Genomic DNA, 20,436 nt, shown 5'->3' with positions numbered 1-20,436 from the left:
GGAGAACGAACAGGCATGGTCAACAGCACYGTCGAGACGCTCAGCCCGACCCGGGTCAAGCTCCACATCACGGTCACCCCGGATGAGCTCAAGCCCAGCATCAAGCACGCGTACGAGCACATCGCTCAGGACGTGTCGATCCCGGGCTTCCGCAAGGGCAAGGTCCCCGCGCCGATCATCGACCAGCGCATCGGGCGCACTGCGGTTCTCGAGCACGCCGTGAGCGAGAGCCTCGACGTCTTCTACCGTGAGGCCGTCGCCGCCAACGAGCTGCGCGTCCTGGGCCGTCCGAGCGCCGAGGTCACCGAGTGGCCGAACGAGAAGGACTTCTCGGGCGACCTCCAGGTCGAGGTCGAGGTCGATGTGCGACCCGAGTTCGAGCTCCCGGAGCTTGCCGGCACGACCATCACCGTCGACGCCGCCGAGGTTGACGAAGAGGCGATCGACGCCGAGCTCGAGCGCCTTCGCGCCCGCTTCGGCACGCTCGTGACGGTGGACCGTCCCGCCGCGACGGGTGACTTCGTCGAGCTCGACCTCGTTGCCGAGATCGACGGAAACGAGATCGACCGTGCCGAGGGCGTGTCGTACGAGCTGGGCTCGGGCGAGCTGCTCGAAGGCATCGACGAGGCGATCGACTCGCTCACCGCCGGTGAGGACACCACGTTCCGCTCGAAGCTGGTCGGCGGCGACCACGCCGGTGAAGAGGCCGAGGTATCGGTCTCGGTCAAGGCGGTCAAGGAGCGCGAGCTCCCCGAGGCCGACGACGAGTTCGCCCAGATCGCGAGCGAGTTCGACACCATCGCCGAGCTGCGCGAGAGCCTCCAGGAGCGCGTCGGACAGCAGTCCGTGTTCACGCAGGGCTCCGCGGCGCGCGACAAGCTCATCGAGCACCTGCTCGAGCAGGTCGAGATCCCCGTCCCGGCCGGTCTCGTCGAGGACGAGGTGCACAACCACCTCGAGGGTGAGGGTCGCCTCGAGGATGACGTGCACCGTGCCGAGGTCACCGAGGCGAGCGAGAAGCAGTTCCGCACGCAGATGATCCTCGACGCCATCGTCGAGAAGTTCGAGGTGCAGGTCTCGCAGGACGAGCTCACGCAGTACCTCATCCAGTCCGCCGCTCAGTACGGCATGGCGCCCCAGGAGTTCGTCAACGCTCTCCAGGAGGGCAACCAGCTGCCCGCCATGGTGGGCGAGGTCGCCCGCAACAAGGCCCTCGCCGTCGCGCTCGGCAAGGTCTCGGTCGTCGACACCAACGGTGCTCCGGTCGACCTGAGCGGCTTCGTCGCCGCTGAGGACGAGGACGACGCTGAGGACGAGGTCGTCGAAGAGGCCGAGGAGATCGCGGATGCGGCAGTCGAGGCCGACGCCGTGATCGAAGCCGAGGAGGCCGAGGCGAAGCCCGCCAAGAAGCCCCGCAAGACCACCAAGAAGGCTGCCGAGTAAGCACTCGCGCCATATGCGAAGGGGACGGATGCCGCGGCATCCGTCCCCTTCGCCGTCTCGGAGGGAGACGGCGATGGACTGGGATGAGCGCATAGCGGCCGTGTGGTCGGCCGAGGCGACCGATGACGAGCGGATCGCCCTCATCGACGCACTGGCGGCGGAGCGGCCGGAGGACGATCCGGCGGCTCTGTTCGAACGGGCGGGGGCGCGTGACTCGGCCGGGCTCGAGACCGAGGCCGAGCCGCTGTACCGGCGCGCGCTGGCCGGCGGGCTCGATGAAGACCGGCGGGTGCAGGCCGTCATCCAGCTCGCCAGCACGCTGCGCAATCTCGGCCAGGTCGGCGAGAGCCTCGCGCTGCTGAAGTCCGAGTACGAGAAGGGGACGGATGCCGTCCTCCACGACGCGACGGCGGCGTTCTATGCGCTCGCGCTCGCGTCCAGTGGGGATGCGGTGGCTGCGGCATCCGTCGCACTGCAGGCTCTTGCACCGCACCTGCCGAGGTACACGCGCTCGGTGACCGCCTATGCGCGAGAGCTCGCCTGAGCGGCGCACTCTGCCCAGGGCGAACACGGGCGGCCAGGTCGCGGCGCGCCGGTAGATTCGATCCGACGACCACGGAATCAGGAGCACAAATGGCCGCTGAACCCCTTATCGCGACGAGCGTCTTCGACAGGCTGCTTAGAGACCGGATCATCTGGCTCGGCTCGGAGGTGCGGGACGAGAACGCCAACGAGATCTGCGCCAAGATCCTCCTGCTCGCAGCCGAGGACCCTGAGAAGGACATCTACCTGTACGTCAACTCGCCCGGTGGCTCGATCACGGCCGGCATGGCGATCTACGACACCATGCAGTTCGTCCCGAACGACATCGTCACCGTCGGCATCGGCATGGCGGCTTCGATGGGCCAGCTGCTGCTCACGAGCGGCACGAAGGGCAAGCGCTACATCACGCCCAACGCCCGTGTGCTGCTGCACCAGCCGCACGGCGGCTTCGGCGGCACGGCGAGCGACATCCAGACCCAGGCGCAGCTCATCATCTCGATGAAGAACCGCCTCGCCGAGATCACCGCGGCCCAGACCGGCAAGTCGGTGGCGCAGATCAACGAGGACGGCGACCGCGACCGCTGGTTCACCGCCGAGGAGGCCCTCGAATACGGCTTCGTCGACCACATCCGCGCACACCTCTCCGACGTCATCGGCGGCGGCGGAACCGCTGACTGACCGGCATCGACGGCGAAAGACAGGAACGACACATATGGAAACCCCCACCTTCGGCTCCTCGCCTCAGGGTCTCGCGCTCCCCGGAGTCCAGGCTCCCGGCAGCCGCTACATCCTGCCTCAGTTCGAAGAGCGGACGGCGTACGGCTACAAGCGCCAGGATCCGTACAACAAGCTGTTCGAAGACCGCGTGATCTTCCTCGGCGTCCAGGTCGACGACGCGTCGGCCGACGACGTCATGGCCCAGCTGCTCGTGCTCGAGAGCCAGGACCCCGACCGCGACATCATCATGTACATCAACTCGCCCGGCGGCTCCTTCACGGCCATGACGGCGATCTACGACACGATGCAGTACGTCTCGCCGCAGATCCAGACCGTGGTGCTCGGTCAGGCGGCGTCCGCCGCCGCCGTGCTGCTCGCGGCGGGTGCCCCCGGCAAGCGCCTGGCGCTGCCGAACGCCCGGATCCTGATCCACCAGCCCGCGATGGGTGAGGCCGGCCATGGTCAGGCCTCGGACATCGAGATCCAGGCGGCCGAGATCCTGCGGATGCGGACCTGGCTCGAGCAGACGCTGTCGAGGCACTCGAACAAGACCATTGAAGAGGTCAACAAGGACATCGACCGCGACAAGATCATCTCGGCCGAGGAGGCTGTCGTGTACGGCCTCGTCGACCAGGTGCTGACGACGCGCAAGCGCAGTCAGGCAGCCATCGGGCGCTGACCACCACCGAAGCCCCGTCGCCCTCGGGCGGCGGGGCTTCGTCGTGCAAGCGTTGCGCTCGCGCGCGATCCGCAAGTTCCGCTCCGGGCGGACAGCGGGTCGCAACCCTGCACAACGACGTCGCAATCCCGCCCGTTGTCCGCGTCAGCGGTTAGGCTCGAGTGCAGCCGGCCGCGCCAGCCGGTCGCGCAACTGGAGGAGCATCATGGCACGCATCGGTGAGAGCGCCGACCTGTTCAAGTGCTCCTTCTGCGGCAAGAGTCAGAAGCAGGTCCAGCAGCTCATCGCAGGGCCGGGCGTCTACATCTGCGACGAGTGCGTCGAGCTGTGCAACGAGATCATCGAGGAGCGTGCCGCCGAGCAGGGCGCCGGCGTGGTGTCGGAGTTCGACCTGCCGAAGCCGCGCGAGATCTTCTCATTCCTCGAGGAGTATGTCGTCGGTCAGGATGCCGCGAAGCGGGCGCTCGCCGTCGCCGTCTACAACCACTACAAGCGCATCCGCGCACACGGCACCATCCAGTCCGCCGAGCAGCGTGCGGACGAGGTCGAGATCGCGAAGAGCAACATCCTGCTCATCGGGCCGACGGGGTGTGGAAAGACCTACCTCGCCCAGACGCTTGCCAAGCGGCTCAACGTGCCGTTCGCCGTGGCTGATGCGACAGCGCTGACCGAAGCGGGGTATGTCGGCGAGGACGTCGAGAACATCCTCCTCAAGCTCATCCAGGCCGCGGACTTCGACACGAAGCGCGCCGAGACGGGCATCATCTACATCGACGAGGTCGACAAGATCGCGCGCAAGGCCGAGAACCCGTCGATCACGCGTGATGTGTCTGGTGAGGGCGTCCAGCAGGCGCTCCTGAAGATCCTCGAGGGCACGGTCGCCTCCGTGCCGCCCCAGGGCGGGCGCAAGCATCCGCACCAGGAGTTCATCCAGATCGACACGACGAACGTCCTGTTCATCGTCGCAGGCGCGTTCGCCGGCCTCGAGGACATCATCTCGGCACGCGTCGGCAAGCATGGGATCGGCTTCGGCGCCCCGCTGCACGAGAAGGACAAGGATCTCGACCTGTACAGCGAGGTGCAGCCCGAGGACCTCCACAAGTTCGGTCTCATCCCCGAGTTCATCGGCCGCCTGCCGGTCGTCGCATCGGTGAGCCCGCTCGATCGTGAGGCCCTGATGGAGATCCTCACCGAGCCCAAGAACGCCCTCGTCAAGCAGTATCAGCGGATGTTCGAACTCGACGGGGTCGAGCTCGAGTTCGAGCGCGACGCCCTCGAGGGGATCGCCGACCTCGCCGTCACGCGCAAGGCCGGTGCCCGCGGACTGCGCGCGATCCTCGAGGACGTGCTCGGGCCGATCATGTTCGAGATCCCCTCCGCTGAGGACGTCGACAAGGTGATCGTCACACGGGCGTCCGTCGACGAGGGCGCGCCCCCCACGCTCGTCCTGCGGCACAAGCGCAAGAGCGCCTGACCCGGCCGTCGCCGGTCTACGGAGAKGGCAGGATGCCGTCCTCTACAGCGCGCCTGTACAGGTCGATCTTCGTGTACGCGGGGCGCCCCACCTCGGCGAACTTCCTTCTGATGTGACTCACGTGGTCTTCGACCGTGTGCGGGGAGATGCCGAGTTCGAACGCCACGCTCTGGGCCTTCAGCCCACGGGCGAACAGCGCGAGAACGCGCTGTTCCTGCGGGCTCAGGTGGGCGAGATGAACGTCGGGAGCATTGTCGATCGCTGACGCCCACTCGGCGGACAGCTCGATGGCGCCCGATGCGACCGCACGAAGCGCGTCGGCAAGCTGCGTCCGGGGTGCGGACTTCAGCACCACGCCGTAGATGGGGCACTTCGCCACCGACCGCAGCAGGAACCGGCTCTCGCCGGAGGTGAAGACAACGACGCGAGCGCCGGCGGCCGCGAGTTGCGCCACGTTCTCGGCCGGCGACGAGTCGTCGGCGAGGCGAAGGTCGAGCAGTACGATGTCGATCTGCGGGTGGCGCGTGAGAAGGCCCCGTACGGTCGCTTCGGCGCCGACGAACTGCAATCCATCGATCTCATCCACGACCGCCTCGACGGCAACTCCGACGATGTCGTGGTCATCGACGAGGGCGACGAGCATGGCACCTCCGCGAGATGGATCTGGGCTGATCCTATGCCACGCCGATCACGGCCCGGGGTTTCATCGGAACCGGTCGTCGGCTACCGTGAGCCCGAGTTCCCCGCCCACCGGAGACGAGGAGGCGCCCCATGACGGTGTCCTCTTCATGGCGAGCGGTGACCGCGGCGCCGCGGCCCGGCTACGCCGCGGAACGCCTGGAGCGCATGATCGGAGTGGCCCTCGGCATCGCTGCGTGCGCGCGAACGGTGGCGCACATCGACGTCATCGTAGGGCAATGGCCGATGATGGGCGCCTCGCTCCTCATCGGGCTGTCGGTGACGGTGCTTCCGGCGATTCTCGCGGCGGTGGCCTCGGCTTGGGGCTCGCTGGCGACCGCCCGAAGACTGTGGATGGCCGAGGCCGTCGGTGTGGTTCTCGCCTACGTCTCCGCCGGTGCGTGGCTGTTGGCCACGAAAGCGCCGGGCGTAGAGGGAACGCTGTGGCTCTCCCCCCTTGGCCTGATCGGCGCCTGCGCGGCGGCGTTGGCATGGAGCGAGCGAATTGCGCTGCTCGCCGCCTATATCGGGACGCTTCAGATCGTCGTGATGATCACTCTCGTACTGACGGCTGACGACCCGTTCGTCGACGACATCGCCGGCGAGGCTGTACGGCAGCTCTTCAATATGGTCATGTTCCCCACCCTCATCTGCGCGGTGGTCATTGCCGGCCGCATGGCCGACAATGCACTGGCCGTCGCCATAGCGGAAGCCGAGACCGCGGCGCGCGCGGAGACGAGTCGCATCGGTCGGCGGCGGGTGCAGCTCCTCGTGCACGACCGGGTTCTGACCGCATTGCTGGCCCATGCACAGGGGGCGTCCCGTGAGAGGGTCCGCGTGCAGGCCGCCGAGGCGTTGCGTGAACTGAGATCCGCGGCCGATCGACCGTCCGTGCACATCGATACCGCGGGTGCTCTTGCGGAGCGGCTGCGGGCCACGACGTCCGAATGTGATCCCGCCGCCCGGTTCGACATGGTCCTGGAAGCTGCCGTGCCGATGCCCGCGGCCGCGGGCGCGGCTCTGATCGATGCAGCCGCAGAGGCCCTGCGCAACAGCATCCGTCATGCCGGTGACCCTGCCAGCCGACCGGTCGTGGCGCGGCATGTGCATCTGACGGCCTCGGGTGCCGGGGTCGAGATCGTCGTCCTCGACGACGGCGTCGGATTCGACACGCGCCAGGTGGACTCGGCACGGATCGGCGTGCGGCAGGGCATCCTCGAGCGGATGCGGGCGGTGCCGGGTGGCTCGGCTGAGGTGCGCAGCTCGCCCTCACGCGGAACCGCTGTCATCCTGCACTGGGCGAATGCGCCGGCTGACATGCCACCGCCCGACGACGGCCGCCGGGTACCAGGTCGACCGGGGTCGGCCGGGGTGGACAACTCGTTCGCCTTCGGGGGAGCGGTACCGCTCGTCCTGTGCGCGTGGTTCATCGTGTGCTACTCCGTGGCCTCGCTCGTTTTCGTCGGGCAGCCCGCCCGCACGCCGCTGGGTCTGGCAGCGCTCGCGGTCAGCTTCGTAGCCGCGGCGCTGCTCGCGCTTCCGACGCCCATGCCATTGGTGCGGTGGCGCACGAACGCCGTCATGGTGGCCTTCGTGGTACTGACGCTGCTCGCCCTGGTGTCAGCCATCATCTCGAGCACCGCGGCCACCGACCTCGCCTTCTGGGAGTTGCGTGCGGCTCTCCTGCTCGCATGCGGACTCGCGGTGCGGGGACGCGTACTGCACGCGTGGGTCGTCTGCACCTTCGCAGCGCTGGTCCTCGTCGGATGGAGTTACGCCATCACCGAGTCGGCGCTGCTCGGCCTTCGACTGGCATTGCCGAGCCTCCTGAGCCTCGCCGCCGTGTCGGCGTTTGCGATGGGGCTCAAGCGGTCGGCCCGGCAGATCGACGCTTATCGGACGGCCGAGCGAGCGAGTCGGGAGAAGGCGGCCGGGGCGCGGGCGATGGATCTGGAGTCGATGCGGGAACTGCACGCGGTGCGGATCGCCACCGAGCCGCTGCTGATGCGTCTCGCCGCCGATGCAGAGGTGGACACCGCGAGCTCCCGGGCTCTGGAGGCCGAGCAGCGAGACCGTATCCGCGGCAAGAGCCTCGTCAACGAGCCACTGACAACCGTGCTGCGTGAGGCCCGCCTGCGCGGAACCGAGGTCCGTCTCCTCGACGACCTGGAACGGCGCGCGCTGACGGATCCGCAGCGCCACGACGCCGCAGTATGGACGGCAGATCAGCTCCTGCGCGCCGCGGGGCAGACGGTCACGGTGCGCATCGCCGAGGAGCGCGGTACCGCACTGGTCAGCGTGACGGTCGACGGGGCGCCCTTCGCGGAGCACGTGGTGAACTGACCCGGCGTGGCTCACGCATGCAGCACCCGGCATGCAAGACGGTGCGGGTCGCTTCCCCCAAGAAGCGACCCGCACCCGCGCCCGCGGGTCGCTTCTCCCCAGGAAGCGACCCACACCGGCCCGGCCGGATCAGTGCTCGGCGATGTCGCCTCCCTGGAGAGGACCACTTGCGCCGAACACAGTCGCACCTGCCGGGGTCGTGATGGTCACCGAGATGGTGTCGGCCGTACGCGTCCTGCCGCCCCCGGCTCCTTTGTCCACGACGGTGACCCTGTATGCGTAGCCGTCGCTGCCCTGCCCAGTGGCCACTGCGGCCGCCGCCGCGCGCCGAAGAGGACGCACCTGCAGGATGTTGGACATGGATCCCTCCCAGAAATCCCCGACGAGCGAGAAGGCCCGAGCGGGCCTCGAGGCTCATGCTGACAGGGAGGTGGGTGCGGGACGACCCCCCACTTCCGGGGGGGGTCAGGCCGCGAGACCTCGTCGCTGCAAGAGCGGCCCGATGTCGGCATCCCGTCCCCGGAAGTCCCGGTAGGCCTCGAGCGGGTCCTTCGAGCCGCCGACTCCGAGAAGGCGCTGACGGAACCGCTCGCCGTTGGCGCGGGTGAGGCCGCCGTTCTCGTGGAACCACTCGACGGTGTCGGCATCCAGCACCTCGCTCCAGATGTAGGAGTAGTAGCCGGCGCTGTAGCCACCCGAGAACACATGCGCGAAGTACGTGGATGAGTAGCGGGTCGGCACCGCAGGGTTGTCGAGTCCGATATCGGAGAGTGCGGATGCCTCGAACTCCGCGACATCGATGTCGCGTGCTGCCTCCTCGGTGTCCAGGGAATGCCAGGCCTGGTCGAGCCAGGATGCGGCCAGGTACTCGCTCGTCCCGAACCCCTGGTTGAACGTCTCGGAGTCGTCGAGCTTCGCCACCACGTCGGCCGGGAGCGGTTCGCCGGTCTCGACATGCCGTGCATAGGAGGCGAGGATCTCGGGCCAGTAGATCCACATCTCGTTGACCTGGCTCGGGAACTCCACGAAGTCGCGAAACACGTTGGTCCCCGCGAAATGCGGGTAGGTCACGGTGGCGAACAGCCCGTGCAGGGCGTGGCCGAACTCGTGGAAGAGCGTGGTCACCTCGTCGAGCGACAACAGGGTCGGCTTGCCCGGCGCGGGCTTGGACACATTCAGGTTGTTCACCACGACGGGCTTCGTACCGCGCAGGTGCGACTGCGAGACGATGGAGTTCATCCAGGCGCCGCCCCGCTTCGTGTCGCGGGTGTACAGGTCGAAGATGAACAGCCCCAGCGGTGATGCGTCCGGATTATGGACCTCGAAGACCCGCGCATCCGGGTGGTAGGCCCGGAGGTCCGGCCGGTCGGTGAAGGTGATGCCGTAGAGCTCGGTCGCCGCGCGGAAGACGCCGTCCCGGAGGACGCGCTCGGCTTCGAACCACGGACGCAGGGCTGCCCGGTCGAGGTCGTACTCGGCCTGGCGAACCTTCTCGGTGTAGAACGCCCAGTCGTGCGCCTCGAGGGTGAACGGGTCGGGCTCTGCGTCGATGATGCCCTGGAGCGCCGCCTGCTCCCGGCGTGCGTTGCGCGCGGCAGGGGCCGCGAGTTCGCGGAGTCGCGCATGCACCGCCTCGGGCGAGCCGGCGGTCTCGTCGGCGGTGACGAAGGCGGCGTGGGAGCGGAAGCCGAGGAGCGCCGCGCGCTCGGCGCGCAGCCGCACGATCTCGAGGAGAACGTCCTGGTTGTCGAACGCGTTGCCTCGCGAACCTCGTGAGCGGGAAGCATCCAGGATCCGCTTGCGGCTCGTGCGATTGGTGAGGCTTGCGAGGTAGGGATGGCCGGTGAACAGCGTGAGCGTCACGAGGTACGAGCCCTCCAGACCCCGGTCAGCCGCAGCCTGAGCCGTCGCCGAGAGTTCCCCCTCGGAGAGCCCGTCGAGCTCGTCGGCGGATTCGAAGACGACCGCGAGGTCGTTGGTGTCGGCGAGGAGGTTCTTCTCGAATGCGGTGGTCAGCGTGGACAGGCGCTGGTTGATCTCGGTCAGCCGCGCCTTGGCCTTCTCGTCGAGTCCGGCTCCGGCCTGCGTCTTCTCGATGAAGTGACGCTCGACGAGGTACCGCTCCTCCGCTCCGAGCTCCAGTTCATCGAGCTGCTCATGGAGCGTCTTGATCCGCCAGTAGAGCTCGGCATCGAGCTGGATGGAGTCGTGGTGCGCCGACATGAGCGGTGCCAGCGCCTCCTCGATCTCCTGGATCGCGGGCGTGGCGTCCGCCGACGAGACGGTGTAGAACGTCCGGGACACGTCGGTGAGGAGCCGCCCGCTGGCCTCGAGGGCGACGACGGTGTTCTCGAAGGTCGGCATCGAGCGCGCGCGGGTGATCGCGGACACCTCAGCCCTGTGCTGCGCGAACGCCTCCTCGAACGCCGGCAGATAGTGCTCTGGCCGGATCGCCGCGTAGTCGGGAAGCCGGTAGGGAAGCGTGCTCGCGGTCAGCAGCGGGTTCTCGGGCGCCATAGGGCCGAGCCTACCGAGGCCCCGAGTGGATTCAGCCCGCTCAGTGCCCGCCGAACGACGTCTCGTCGTCGTGGCGCACCACCGCGACCCCCTCGTCATCGAGCGTGACGATGACGCCGGTGTCGAGCTCGGCGATCGGCCGGCCCTCGAGCCACGTGAGGGTCCAGCGCGGGCGCGGCTGCCCGAGCTCGTCGGAGGGCATCGCGGTGTCGACGCCGCGGATGCCGTGGGCGAGCGCCTCGGGCACGGCCGCGGGGGGAGTGTCGCCGGATGTCCAGCGTGTTCCGAGCTGCATGTCAGACCTCCACAGGTGCGAGTTCGATGGCGGCGACCGCGGTGGCTTCGGCATCCGTATACGCGATTTCCGCAATGCGGCCGACTGCCTTGAGGTCGCCTTCTGCCAGTTGGAGCGCCGCGATGGATGCCGGGGGAGCGGCGATCGTGACGCGCGCGACGGGGGTCTTCTGCGAGGCCTTGGCCTCGGTCTTCGCGCGGCGGACGCCGACGAGCGCCTCGCCCACGGCGGTGAGCACGGCGGGGTCGCCCTCGATCCCGAGCGGCTCCGGCCAGCCGGCGACGTGCACCGAGCCGTCGTGGAACCACGACCAGGCCTCTTCGGCCGCGAAGGCGATCACAGGGGCGAACAGGCGCAGCAGCGTCTCGAGCGCGATGCGCAGCGCGAGGGCAGCTGATGCCTGTCCGACGTCGGCGTGGTTGTAGGCGCGCTCCTTCACGAGCTCGAGGTAGTCGTCGCAGAACGTCCAGAAGAACGACTCGGCGATCTCGAGGGCCCGCGCGTGGTCGTATCCCTCGAGCGCCCTCGTTGCGTCACGCACCACTCCGTCGAGGGTGGCGAGCATCGACGCGTCGAGCGCGTGCGTGACCTCGGCGCCCTCGGGCACGGGGAACGACAGCACGAACTTCGCGGCGTTCAGCACCTTGATCGCCAGACGTCGGCCGATCTTGATCTGAGTGGGGTTCTGCGGGTCGAATGCGGCGTCGGTGCCGAGGCGGCTCGAGGCCGCCCAGTAGCGGACTGCGTCCGAGCCGTGCTGCACGAGGATGTCGGCCGGCGTGACGACGTTGCCCTTCGACTTGGACATCTTCTTGCGGTCCGGGTCGACGATGAAGCCCGAGATGGCAGCATCCGACCAGGGCGACCGGTGATCGGTTAGAGCGCTCCGGAGCAGAGTCGAGAACAGCCAGGTGCGGATGATGTCCTGGCCCTGGGGGCGCAGGTTGAACGGCGCGACGAGGTTCCAGAGCTCCGGGTCGCGCTCCCAGCCGCCGGCGAGCTGCGGCGTGAGGGAGGAAGTGGCCCAGGTGTCGAAGATGTCAGTCTCGCCGACGAACCCGCCCGGCACGCCGCGCTGGTCGGCGGTGCAGCCATCGGGCACATCGGTCGACGGATCGACCGGCAGGCGGTCGAGCGACGGCACGAGCACCCGGTTGTAGTCGCGCTCTCCGTCGTCGTCGAGGCCGTACCAGACGGGGATCGGCACGCCGAAGAACCGCTGGCGCGAGACCAGCCAGTCGCCGGTCAAGCCGTTCGTCCAGTTCTCGAAGCGGACGCGCATGAAGTCCGGGTGCCACGAGATCTCACGGCCCAGGCCGATCAGCGTGTCGCGCAGCTCCTCGTCGCGTGCGCCGTTGCGCAGGTACCACTGGCGCGTCGAGACGATCTCCAGCGGGCGATCGCCCTTCTCATAGAACTTGACCGGGTGGGTGAAGGGCTTCGGATCACCGATGAGCTCGCCCGACTCCTTGAGCAGCTCCACCACGCGCTTCTTGGCGCTGAACACGGTGAGGCCCGCGAGCTCCGCGTACGCCGCCTTCGCGGCATCCGTCACGATCGCCTCAGGAGCCTCCGCCACGATGCGCCCGTCCTTGCCGAGGATGGTGCGGTTCGGCAGGTCCAGCTCACGCCACCAGATGATGTCGGTCACATCGCCGAACGTGCAGATCATGGCGATGCCCGAGCCCTTGTCTGGCTGAGCCAGCGGGTGGGCGAGGACGGGAACCTCGACGTCGAAGATCGGCGTGCGCACCGTCGAGCCGAACAGGGGCTTGTAGCGGTCGTCATCCGGGTGGGCGACGAGCGCGACACACGCCGCGAGCAGCTCCGGTCGTGTCGTTTCGATGTGAATGTCGCCGGAGTCATCGCTCTTGTGGAAGGCGACGCGGTGGTACGCCGCCTGCTGGTCGCGATCCTCGAGCTCGGCCTGGGCGATCGCCGAGCGGAAGTCGATGTCCCACAGCGTCGGCGCAAGGGCCTGGTAGGCCTCGCCGCGCTCGAGATTCTCGAGGAACGCGCGCTGGCTCGTGCGGATCGTGTCGTCCGAGATGGTGCGGTAGGTCTGGGTCCAGTCGACGCTGAGGCCGAGCTTGCGCCAGAGGTCCTCGAAGTGCTTCTCATCCTCGACGGTGAGGCGCTCGCACAGTTCGATGAAGTTGCGGCGGCTGATGGGCACCTGATCCGCGGCCTTGCTGCTCTTGTTGTCGCCGCCCTCGTACGGGGGCGTGAAGCCCTCGGCGTACGGCAGGCTCGGGTCGCAGCGGACGCCGTAGTAGTTCTGCACGCGGCGCTCGGTGGGCAGGCCGTTGTCGTCCCAGCCCATGGGGTAGAACACCGTCTTGCCGCGCATGCGCTCGTAGCGCACCTTCACGTCGGTGTGCGTGTAGCTGAAGACGTGCCCGATGTGCAGGCTTCCCGAGGCCGTCGGCGGGGGAGTGTCGACGGAGTAGATGCCTTCACGGCCGACCTGAGCCGCCGTGGCGCGGTCGAACAGGTAGGTTCCCTGCTCGGTCCACGTGGCATCCCACTTGTCTTCGAGACCTTCGAGGGCGGGCTTGTCGGGAATCTGAGCATCGGCCATGGAGGTCTCCTTGTGCGATATGTGCGGCACTGTGTGAGCGTGCCTGAGTGTGGGATGCCCAGCGATTCTAGCCGTCCGCGGTGAGAGGACGCCGCGGGATGCGGCATCCATCGTCCCGGTGATCCCGCGTGATCTGCCGGCGACAGGCGCCGCATCTCCGGACATCGCCCGTTCTTCGGACGCGATCAGCCGTGTGGGTCCGGAGTTGTGGCGATCTCCGCAGATGTGGCTGCGGCGCGGTCGCAGAGCATGCTGCGCTCCTCCACATGCGGCGGTGCGCGGCAGTTTGCCCCTACTCAGCCGCCCGGCCCATCCGTCGGCTGCGCCGGATGCAGGGTCGAAGCCATGCAGGTCGCCGCAGCCAGTCGTCCCGACGTTGCCAGGATGGATGCCGTCGCCGAGGCGGTGAGGAATCTCGGCGGTGTCGCGCGGGTGGCGACACTGACAGATGCGGGCATCCGCCGGTACGCCCTGAGGATGGCGATGGCTGAAGGGTGCATCGTCAAGGTGCGCAAGGGGTGGGTCGCGGTTCCCTCCGCCGACGCCTACCTCGTCGCGGCGGCACGCGCCGGAGTCGTGGTGAGCTGCATCACCCAGGCCCGGCGACTCGGGTTGTGGGTTCTGAACGAAGACCGGCCACATGTCGCACTGAACCCGCACGGACTGTCCCGTGCGGTGGGAGCGACGGTGCACTGGTCGAAACCACTCATCCCGAGGCATCCTGACTCGCTCGTGGACCCGATCGAGAACGTGCTTGCTCTGGTCTCAGCGTGCCAGCCGTTCGAGCCCGCGCTCGCAATATGGGAATCGGCCCTGCGCGCGGGTCTGGTCACGCGCGCGGCACTCGAGCGATTCGACCTGTCGACAGCCGCCCGCCGGCTGCTCAGCGTGGCGTCGCACTTTTCGGACTCAGGGCTGGAGACGTTCGTGGTTCCGCGGCTGCTGTGGCTGCGCCTGCCGATCGTGCCGCAGGCATGGATCGCGGGGCACCGGGTGGACTTCCTGATCGGGGACCGCCTCGCACTGCAGATCGACGGCGGTCACCACGTCGGCGCGCAGCGGAACTCGGACATCGAGCATGATGCGCAGCTCATGCTCCTGGGGTACCACGTCATCCGCGTGGGATACGTCCAGGTCATCGATCGCTGGCACACGGTGCAGGACGTGATCATGCGCGCGATCGCTCTGGGACTGCATCTGGCCACGTGAGAGCCAGAACCACGGAGATCGCCGATTCCCCGGACGGAATCCCGACCATTCCTCCGTACATGTGGCGATCTCCGCAGTTGTGGCGTCGTGTCGTGTGGCGCGTCAGGCCTCTACCCGGATGCCGAGGGCGGAAGGGAGGGGCTCTGCCTGACGTGGCGACGGAGCTCAGTGCAGCGTGAGCCGCGGCGGTTCAGCCTCGGACGTCGATGCCCGCCGCGACCGCCAGCGGGACCGCGAGCGCCTGCACCTGGCTCTCGGAGAGCGTCGTCCCGCGAAGAGTGTCGGGGCGGGTGAAGGTCACGGCGTCGAGGCCGCGCAGATCCACGTGCTCGGCACGCAGGCCGTCGGTGTCCACCTCATCGGCCCGCGAGCCGGTGAAGGCGACGCGCGAGAGCGTGGCGAGCGGCAGATCGATCGAGCCGATCACGCAGTCCGTCACCAGGAGGTCGGTGGCTGTCGCGCCGCGCAGCGACAGATAGTCGATCCGGATGCCGCGCAGCTCCACCGCGCCGAGCTCGGCGCCGCTCAGGTCGAAGGTGCCGATGCGGCCTCCGGTCATCCGCACGGAGCGCCACCGGCTGTTGCGCGCGACGACCTCGGTGGCCCGCAGCTCGCCGATCTCGACATCCGTCAGCGTCGCTCCCGTGAAGTCGAGGCGCGAGACGGATGCCGCATCCACCGTGCACTCGGTCAGCTGGGCGTGCGCGGCATCCGCATCTCCGGAGAGATCGCGGATGCGTGCGCCCACCAGATCCGCGCGCCGCTCGAGCCCGAACACCGACTCGAGGGCGGCGGGAAGGTCGGGCGGTGCGATGCGCGGCGCAAGGGGACCTCGGGCCCGTGCCACCTCACCCGACCTCGGGCTCGGGCTTCAGGCGGGCCGCCGCCCACGCCGACAGCAGCGTGACGGCCGACAGGATCGCCAGGACGATGCCCGGATGCCACCACGCGAAGTCCGTCGCGCCGCCGAGCGCGGCGGTCACCAGCGGGACGAACCCGCTCACCGTCGCCGCGAGCGCATAGGCGATGGACAGAGCCGAGTAGCGGAAGTGGTCGGGGAAGAGGTCGTTCATCAGGCCGCCGAGCGCCGCCCACGACATGGTCGGCAGGATCCCGCCGATGATCATCGTCGCGACGAGGATCGGGAAGGTCGCGAACTGCAGCAGGTAGTACATGGGGAACGCGATCAGGAGCGTGCCGAGCGCGCCCCACGCCACCACTCGCGCGGAACCGATGCGGCTGGCCCACACGCCGAACAGCGGGATCGTCACGAGCTGAAGGAGCGCGCCGATCGTGGTCGCGACCAGCAGATCCTGGAAGCTGAAGCCCAGCTGGTCGACCCCGTAGTTGATCGTGTAAGTGTTCATCAGCGAGTAGGAGCCGATGCCCAGGAGCGCCGCCCCGATCGCGATGGCCAGGGCGGCGGGACGCTGCCGGAACATCGCGAAGAAGGGGATGCGGTCGCGCCGGCCCTCCGTCACGACGTTCTCGAACACGGGCGTCTCGTCGATCGACCAGCGGAGGTACAGCGAGACCAGGAGGAGCGGGAACGCCAGCAGGAACGGGATGCGCCAGCCCCACGCGACGAGCTCCTCGGTGGGCAGGACGATCGTCATCACGATGAACACCACGGCCGAGAGGATCGACCCGACGGGCGACCCGAGCTGCGGGATGGCGGCGTAGAACGCGCGCTTGACGGGTCCGGAGTGCTCGGTGGCCAGCAGGATCGAGCCGCCCCACTCGCCGCCCAGCGAGAGTCCCTGCGCGATCCGCAGCACGACCAGCAGGAACGCGCCGATCCATCCGGCCTGCGCGTAGGTGGGCAGCACGCCGATGAGGCCGGTCGCGACGCCCATGATGCCGACCGTCCACAGCAGCGTCGCGCGGCGGCCGAGGCGGTCTCCCATGTGCCCGAAGATCGCCGCGCCGATCGGCCGGACGACGAACGCGAGCGCGATCGTCGAGAAGGCGGCGAGCGTGCCGCCGAAGTCCCCGAGCGGATCGAAGAAGAGCGGACCGACGAAGAATGCGGCGAAGTACGCGAAGACGTAGAAGTCGAAGGACTCGAGCGACGTCCCCACCATCGACGCCCAGGCGACGCGGCGCGTCGGTGTGGCGGAATCGGGGAGGGGGGAAGACAGGGGCGGAGCGGTGGTCACGGACATCGATCTTGGCACGAGTCCAGAAACCTCGGATCAGGATGCGGCATTCCCGGCGGCCCGCGAGCAGCCCGGTCGCCTGCGGGGTTGCGGTCGCCCGGTAGAATCGAAGGAGCAGCATCGATCCGGCCATCACCGGGGAGCTCTCGGAAGAACAGGACTCCGGTCCTCAGTAGAACCGAGCGGGGCAGGCCCGTCATAGCCGCAGTGAAAGTGGATGCCCCGTTCAACGGATGGGGCATCAACGCAGGGTGGTACCGCGGTCCGCGAGGGTCGTCCCGGCAGAAGCCGATGAGACGAGACCCTGCGAGACATGATGACCTATCCCCGCCCTTCTGCCGGATCCTTCGGACCCGCCGCCGACCGTCCCGCGAGCTCATCTGCGGGCACCGGCTCGGCGACCGGGGCCGCCGCTGCCGTCGTCCCCAGCCCCCGTTTCCCCGACATCGAGCGCGACACCCTCGCCTTCTGGGAGCGGGACGACACGTTCCGGGCGTCGATCGCGAACCGCGACGGCGCCGAGGAGTGGGTCTTCTACGACGGCCCGCCCTTCGCCAACGGCCTGCCGCACTACGGCCACCTGCTGACGGGGTACGCGAAGGATGTCTTCCCGCGCTTCCAGACGATGCGCGGCAAGAAGGTCGACCGCGTCTTCGGATGGGATACGCACGGACTTCCGGCAGAGCTCGAGGCGATGAAGCAGCTCGGCATCACCGAGAAGGACGAGATCGAGCGCATGGGCGTGGCGACCTTCAACGCGAAGGCACGCGAGTCGGTGCTCGAGTACACGCGCGACTGGGAGGACTACGTCACCCGTCAGGCGCGCTGGGTCGACTTCGAGCGCGGCTACAAGACCCTCGACACGTCGTACATGGAGTCGGTGCTGTGGGCGTTCAAGACGCTCTACGACAAGGGCCTCGCCTACGAGGGCTACCGCGTGCTGCCCTACTGCTGGCGTGACCAGACGCCGCTGTCCACGCATGAGCTGCGCATGGACGACGACGTCTACAAGATGCGTCAGGACCCGTCGGTCACCGTGACGTTCCCCCTGGTGGGCGCGAAGGCCGAGGCGCTCGGCCTCACCGGCGTGCGCGCCCTCGCCTGGACGACGACGCCCTGGACGCTTCCGACGAACCTCGCGCTCGCCGTGGGGCCCGGCATCCGGTATGCCGTCGTCTCGGGCGGACCGAACGGCGCCGCCGACGTGCACGCGGGGGATGACCCCTTCGAGGCCGCATCCCACCGCTATCTGCTGGCGGAGGATCTGCTGGCCGGCTACGCGAAGGACCTCGGCTACGAGAGCGCGGCCGCGGCGCAGGAGGCGGTCGAGAGCGTCGTGCTCGGCGCCGACCTCGCGGACGTCCACTACGACCGGCTCTTCGACTACTACGCGGATGCCGAGACCTGGGGAACCGAGCGGGCCTGGAGGATCCTCGTCGACGACTACGTCACGACCAGCGACGGCACAGGCATCGTCCACCAGGCGCCGGCGTTCGGCGAGGACGACCAGCGGGTCACTGAGGCGGCCGGCATCCCGCTCATCATGAGCCTGGACGATGGGGGTCGGTTCCTCCCGCAGGTGACCGATGTCGCCGGCGAGCTGTGGATGGATGCCAACATGCCGCTCGTCCGGCTGCTCCGCGAGGCGGGTCGCCTGGTGCGCCTGGCGAGCTACGAGCACTCCTACCCGCACTGCTGGCGCTGCCGGAACCCCCTCATCTACAAGGCCGTGTCGAGCTGGTTCGTGCGTGTCACGGACTTCAAGGATCGTCTGATCGCGAACAACGAGCAGATCACCTGGGTGCCCGACAACGTCAAGCAGGGTCAGTTCGGCAAGTGGCTCGAAGGTGCGCGCGACTGGTCGATCAGCCGGAACCGCTATTGGGGCTCGCCCATCCCGGTGTGGAAGAGCGACGATCCCGCCTACCCGCGCGTCGACGCGTACGGCTCGCTCGAGGACCTCGAGCGCGACTTCGGGCGCCTTCCGCGGAACACCGCAGGGGAGGTCGACCTCCACCGGCCGTACATCGACGATCTGACGCGCCCCAATCCGGACGACCCGACCGGCAAGAGCACCATGCGCCGCATCGAGGATGTCCTCGACGTCTGGTTCGACTCCGCGTCGATGCCCTACGCCCAGGTGCACTATCCGTTCGAGAACCACCAGTGGTTCGACGAGCACTCGCCGGCGGACTTCATCGTGGAGTACATCGGGCAGACGCGCGGCTGGTTCTACGTCATGCACGTGCTCTCGACGGCGCTCTTCGACCGCCCCGCGTTCACGGGGGTGTCGTGCCACGGCATCGTGCTGGGAAGCGACGGGCAGAAGATGTCGAAGTCCTTGCGCAACTACCCGGACGTCAGCGAGGTGTTCGACCGCGACGGCTCCGACGCCATGCGCTGGTTCCTCATGTCGTCGAGCGTGCTGCGCGGCGGCAACCTCGTCGTCACCGAGGAGGGCATCCGTGCCGGCGTGCGCGAGTTCATGCTGCCGCTCTGGAACGCCTGGTACTTCTTCGCGACCTATGCCAACGCCGCGCACGGCGCGGGAGGCGAGGGGTACGAGGCATCCTGGCGCACCGACTCGACCAACGTGCTCGACCGGTACATCCTCGCGCTGACGGGCGACCTGGTGCGGGAGGTCGCGGCCGACCTGGAGGGCCTGGACTCGACGATGGCGGCGGCCAAGCTGCGCGACTTCGCCGAGGCGCTGACGAACTGGTACATCCGTCGTTCGCGCGACCGGTTCTGGGTCGGTGTCGAGGACGCCGACCCCGCGAGCCGCGAGGCATTCGACACGCTGTACACGCTGCTCGAGACGCTCGCGCGCGTTGCCGCGCCGCTCATCCCGCTCGTCTCGGAGCGCGTGTGGCAGGGGCTCACCGGGGGCCGCAGCGTCCACCTGCAGGACTGGCCGGACGCGTCCGCCTTCCCGGCAGCCGACGACATCCGCTCTGCGATGGATGCGGTCCGCCAGGTGTCGAGCGTCGCCAACGCGCTCCGCAAGAAGGAGGGCAAGCGGGTGCGGCTCCCGCTTCCGCGCCTGACGGTGGTGGTTCCGGATGCCGCGTCCCTCGGCCAGTTCGAAGACATCCTCCGCGAAGAGCTCAACGTGAAGAGCGTCGAGCTCGTCGAGCTCGTCGAGCTCGGCGAGTCGACAGCATCCGAGTACGGCATCACCCACCGCCTGTCAGTCAACGCCCGGGCGGCCGGACCGCGCCTGGGCAAGCAGGTGCAGCAGGTCATCCAGGCCGCGCGGGCGGGGGACTGGAGCGAGACCGACGGTGTCGTCACCGCGGGCGGGGTCGCACTCGAGCCGGGGGAGTACGACCTCGTGCTCGAGACGGCCGGACGTCCGGAGGGCGAGGCGCTTGCGCTGCTCGCCGGGGGCGGGTTCGTCCTGCTCGACACGACCACCACCCCCGAACTCGAGGCGGAGGGGCTCGCGCGCGACCTCATCCGCGCCGTGCAGGACACCCGGAAGGCCGCCGGCTTCGACGTCAGCGACCGCATCCGCCTGCAGCTGCTCTTCTCGAGCCACGAGGATGCCGACGCCGTGGCGTCCGCATTCGAGCTGGCCGACGTCGACGGTGAGACCCTCGCCCTCGAGCACGCGCTGCTCGTCGACGGTCACGGCGTGCACATCCCTGCCGACACCACGCCGGAGGTATGGCACTCCCTGGTCTTCGGGGCGGAGCCCGAGCACGTGGGCTACGTCAAGGCGGGCGCCTACGCGAACAAGGGCGGCTTCCACGTCGCCGTGACCCGGATCGGAGCATCCGCATGACCGTACTGAGC

General features: G+C 68.5%; 15 protein-coding genes. 8 read left to right on the top strand and 7 right to left on the bottom strand.

Annotation, left to right across the window (positions count from 1 at the left end; translation table 11 throughout):
• Positions 1 to 15 precede the first annotated feature (15 nt).
• The 5 genes from tig (at position 16) to clpX (ending at position 4,856) form a co-directional block, all read left to right on the top strand.
• Positions 16 to 1,443 carry a trigger factor gene (gene tig / locus AC1DP3_RS11460; protein ID WP_477293352.1) on the top strand — a complete coding sequence of 476 codons (1,428 nt, stop codon included), beginning with the start codon at positions 16 to 18 and terminating at the stop codon, positions 1,441 to 1,443.
• Positions 1,444 to 1,516: 73 nt separating this feature from the next.
• A complete protein-coding gene (locus tag AC1DP3_RS11455; RefSeq protein WP_477293350.1) occupies positions 1,517 to 1,987 on the top strand; it encodes a tetratricopeptide repeat protein in 471 nt (156 codons plus the stop codon).
• 89 nt (positions 1,988 to 2,076) lie between these two features.
• A complete protein-coding gene (locus AC1DP3_RS11450) occupies positions 2,077 to 2,664 on the top strand; it encodes an ATP-dependent Clp protease proteolytic subunit (protein WP_477293348.1) in 588 nt (195 codons plus the stop codon).
• 34 nt (positions 2,665 to 2,698) lie between these two features.
• Positions 2,699 to 3,382, top strand: a complete 684-nt coding sequence (locus AC1DP3_RS11445) for an ATP-dependent Clp protease proteolytic subunit (protein WP_477293346.1) — start codon at positions 2,699 to 2,701, stop codon at positions 3,380 to 3,382.
• A gap of 205 nt (positions 3,383 to 3,587) precedes the next feature.
• Complete coding sequence (gene clpX / locus AC1DP3_RS11440) at positions 3,588 to 4,856, top strand: ATP-dependent Clp protease ATP-binding subunit ClpX (RefSeq protein WP_477293344.1); 1,269 nt, start codon at positions 3,588 to 3,590, stop codon at positions 4,854 to 4,856.
• 16 nt (positions 4,857 to 4,872) lie between these two features.
• Here the strand turns inward: clpX and AC1DP3_RS11435 are convergent, their stop codons facing one another.
• Entirely contained in the window at positions 4,873 to 5,499 is a 627-nt protein-coding gene (locus tag AC1DP3_RS11435; protein ID WP_477293342.1) for a LuxR C-terminal-related transcriptional regulator, read from the bottom strand.
• A gap of 128 nt (positions 5,500 to 5,627) precedes the next feature.
• On the opposite strand from AC1DP3_RS11435, the gene AC1DP3_RS11430 reads away from it, so the two are divergent.
• Positions 5,628 to 7,877 carry a sensor histidine kinase gene (locus AC1DP3_RS11430; RefSeq protein ID WP_477293340.1) on the top strand — a complete coding sequence of 750 codons (2,250 nt, stop codon included), beginning with the start codon at positions 5,628 to 5,630 and terminating at the stop codon, positions 7,875 to 7,877.
• 129 nt (positions 7,878 to 8,006) lie between these two features.
• Here AC1DP3_RS11430 and AC1DP3_RS11425 read toward each other — a convergent pair whose 3' ends face one another.
• The 4 genes from AC1DP3_RS11425 to valS all read right to left on the bottom strand — a co-directional run bounded on the left by AC1DP3_RS11425 (position 8,007) and on the right by valS (position 13,270).
• A complete protein-coding gene (locus AC1DP3_RS11425) occupies positions 8,007 to 8,237 on the bottom strand; it encodes a hypothetical protein (protein ID WP_477293338.1) in 231 nt (76 codons plus the stop codon).
• A 105-nt stretch (positions 8,238 to 8,342) separates the two neighbouring features.
• Positions 8,343 to 10,394: a M3 family metallopeptidase gene (locus AC1DP3_RS11420; protein WP_477293336.1), complete on the bottom strand. Its 2,052-nt coding sequence runs from the start codon at positions 10,392 to 10,394 to the stop codon at positions 8,343 to 8,345.
• 40 nt (positions 10,395 to 10,434) lie between these two features.
• Entirely contained in the window at positions 10,435 to 10,689 is a 255-nt protein-coding gene (locus AC1DP3_RS11415; protein ID WP_477293334.1) for a hypothetical protein, read from the bottom strand.
• 1 nt (position 10,690) lies between these two features.
• Complete coding sequence (gene valS, locus AC1DP3_RS11410) at positions 10,691 to 13,270, bottom strand: valine--tRNA ligase (protein WP_477293333.1); 2,580 nt, start codon at positions 13,268 to 13,270, stop codon at positions 10,691 to 10,693.
• A 345-nt stretch (positions 13,271 to 13,615) separates the two neighbouring features.
• On the opposite strand from valS, the gene AC1DP3_RS11405 reads away from it, so the two are divergent.
• Positions 13,616 to 14,479, top strand: a complete 864-nt coding sequence (locus AC1DP3_RS11405) for an endonuclease domain-containing protein (protein ID WP_477293331.1) — start codon at positions 13,616 to 13,618, stop codon at positions 14,477 to 14,479.
• Between the two features lie 190 nt (positions 14,480 to 14,669).
• On the opposite strand, the gene AC1DP3_RS11400 is transcribed toward AC1DP3_RS11405, so the two are convergent.
• Both AC1DP3_RS11400 and AC1DP3_RS11395 read right to left on the bottom strand, forming a co-directional pair.
• The gene (locus AC1DP3_RS11400; RefSeq protein ID WP_477293329.1) at positions 14,670 to 15,326 is read right to left on the bottom strand and encodes a pentapeptide repeat-containing protein; all 657 of its coding nucleotides are present in this window, start codon (positions 15,324 to 15,326) and stop codon (positions 14,670 to 14,672) included.
• Position 15,327: 1 nt separating this feature from the next.
• On the bottom strand, positions 15,328 to 16,644 hold the full coding sequence (locus AC1DP3_RS11395; RefSeq protein WP_477293327.1) for an MFS transporter: 1,317 nt from the start codon (positions 16,642 to 16,644) through the stop codon (positions 15,328 to 15,330).
• Between the two features lie 310 nt (positions 16,645 to 16,954).
• On the opposite strand from AC1DP3_RS11395, the gene ileS reads away from it, so the two are divergent.
• The gene (gene ileS / locus AC1DP3_RS11390) at positions 16,955 to 20,425 is read left to right on the top strand and encodes an isoleucine--tRNA ligase (protein ID WP_477293662.1); all 3,471 of its coding nucleotides are present in this window, start codon (positions 16,955 to 16,957) and stop codon (positions 20,423 to 20,425) included.
• The last annotated feature ends 11 nt before the right edge of the window (positions 20,426 to 20,436 follow it).

The sequence above is a fragment of the Microbacterium sp. P5_B6 genome (assembly GCF_056400345.1).
The sequence above is the reverse complement of the archived record's forward strand: the minus strand, read 5'-3'. Positions and strand labels throughout refer to the sequence as shown.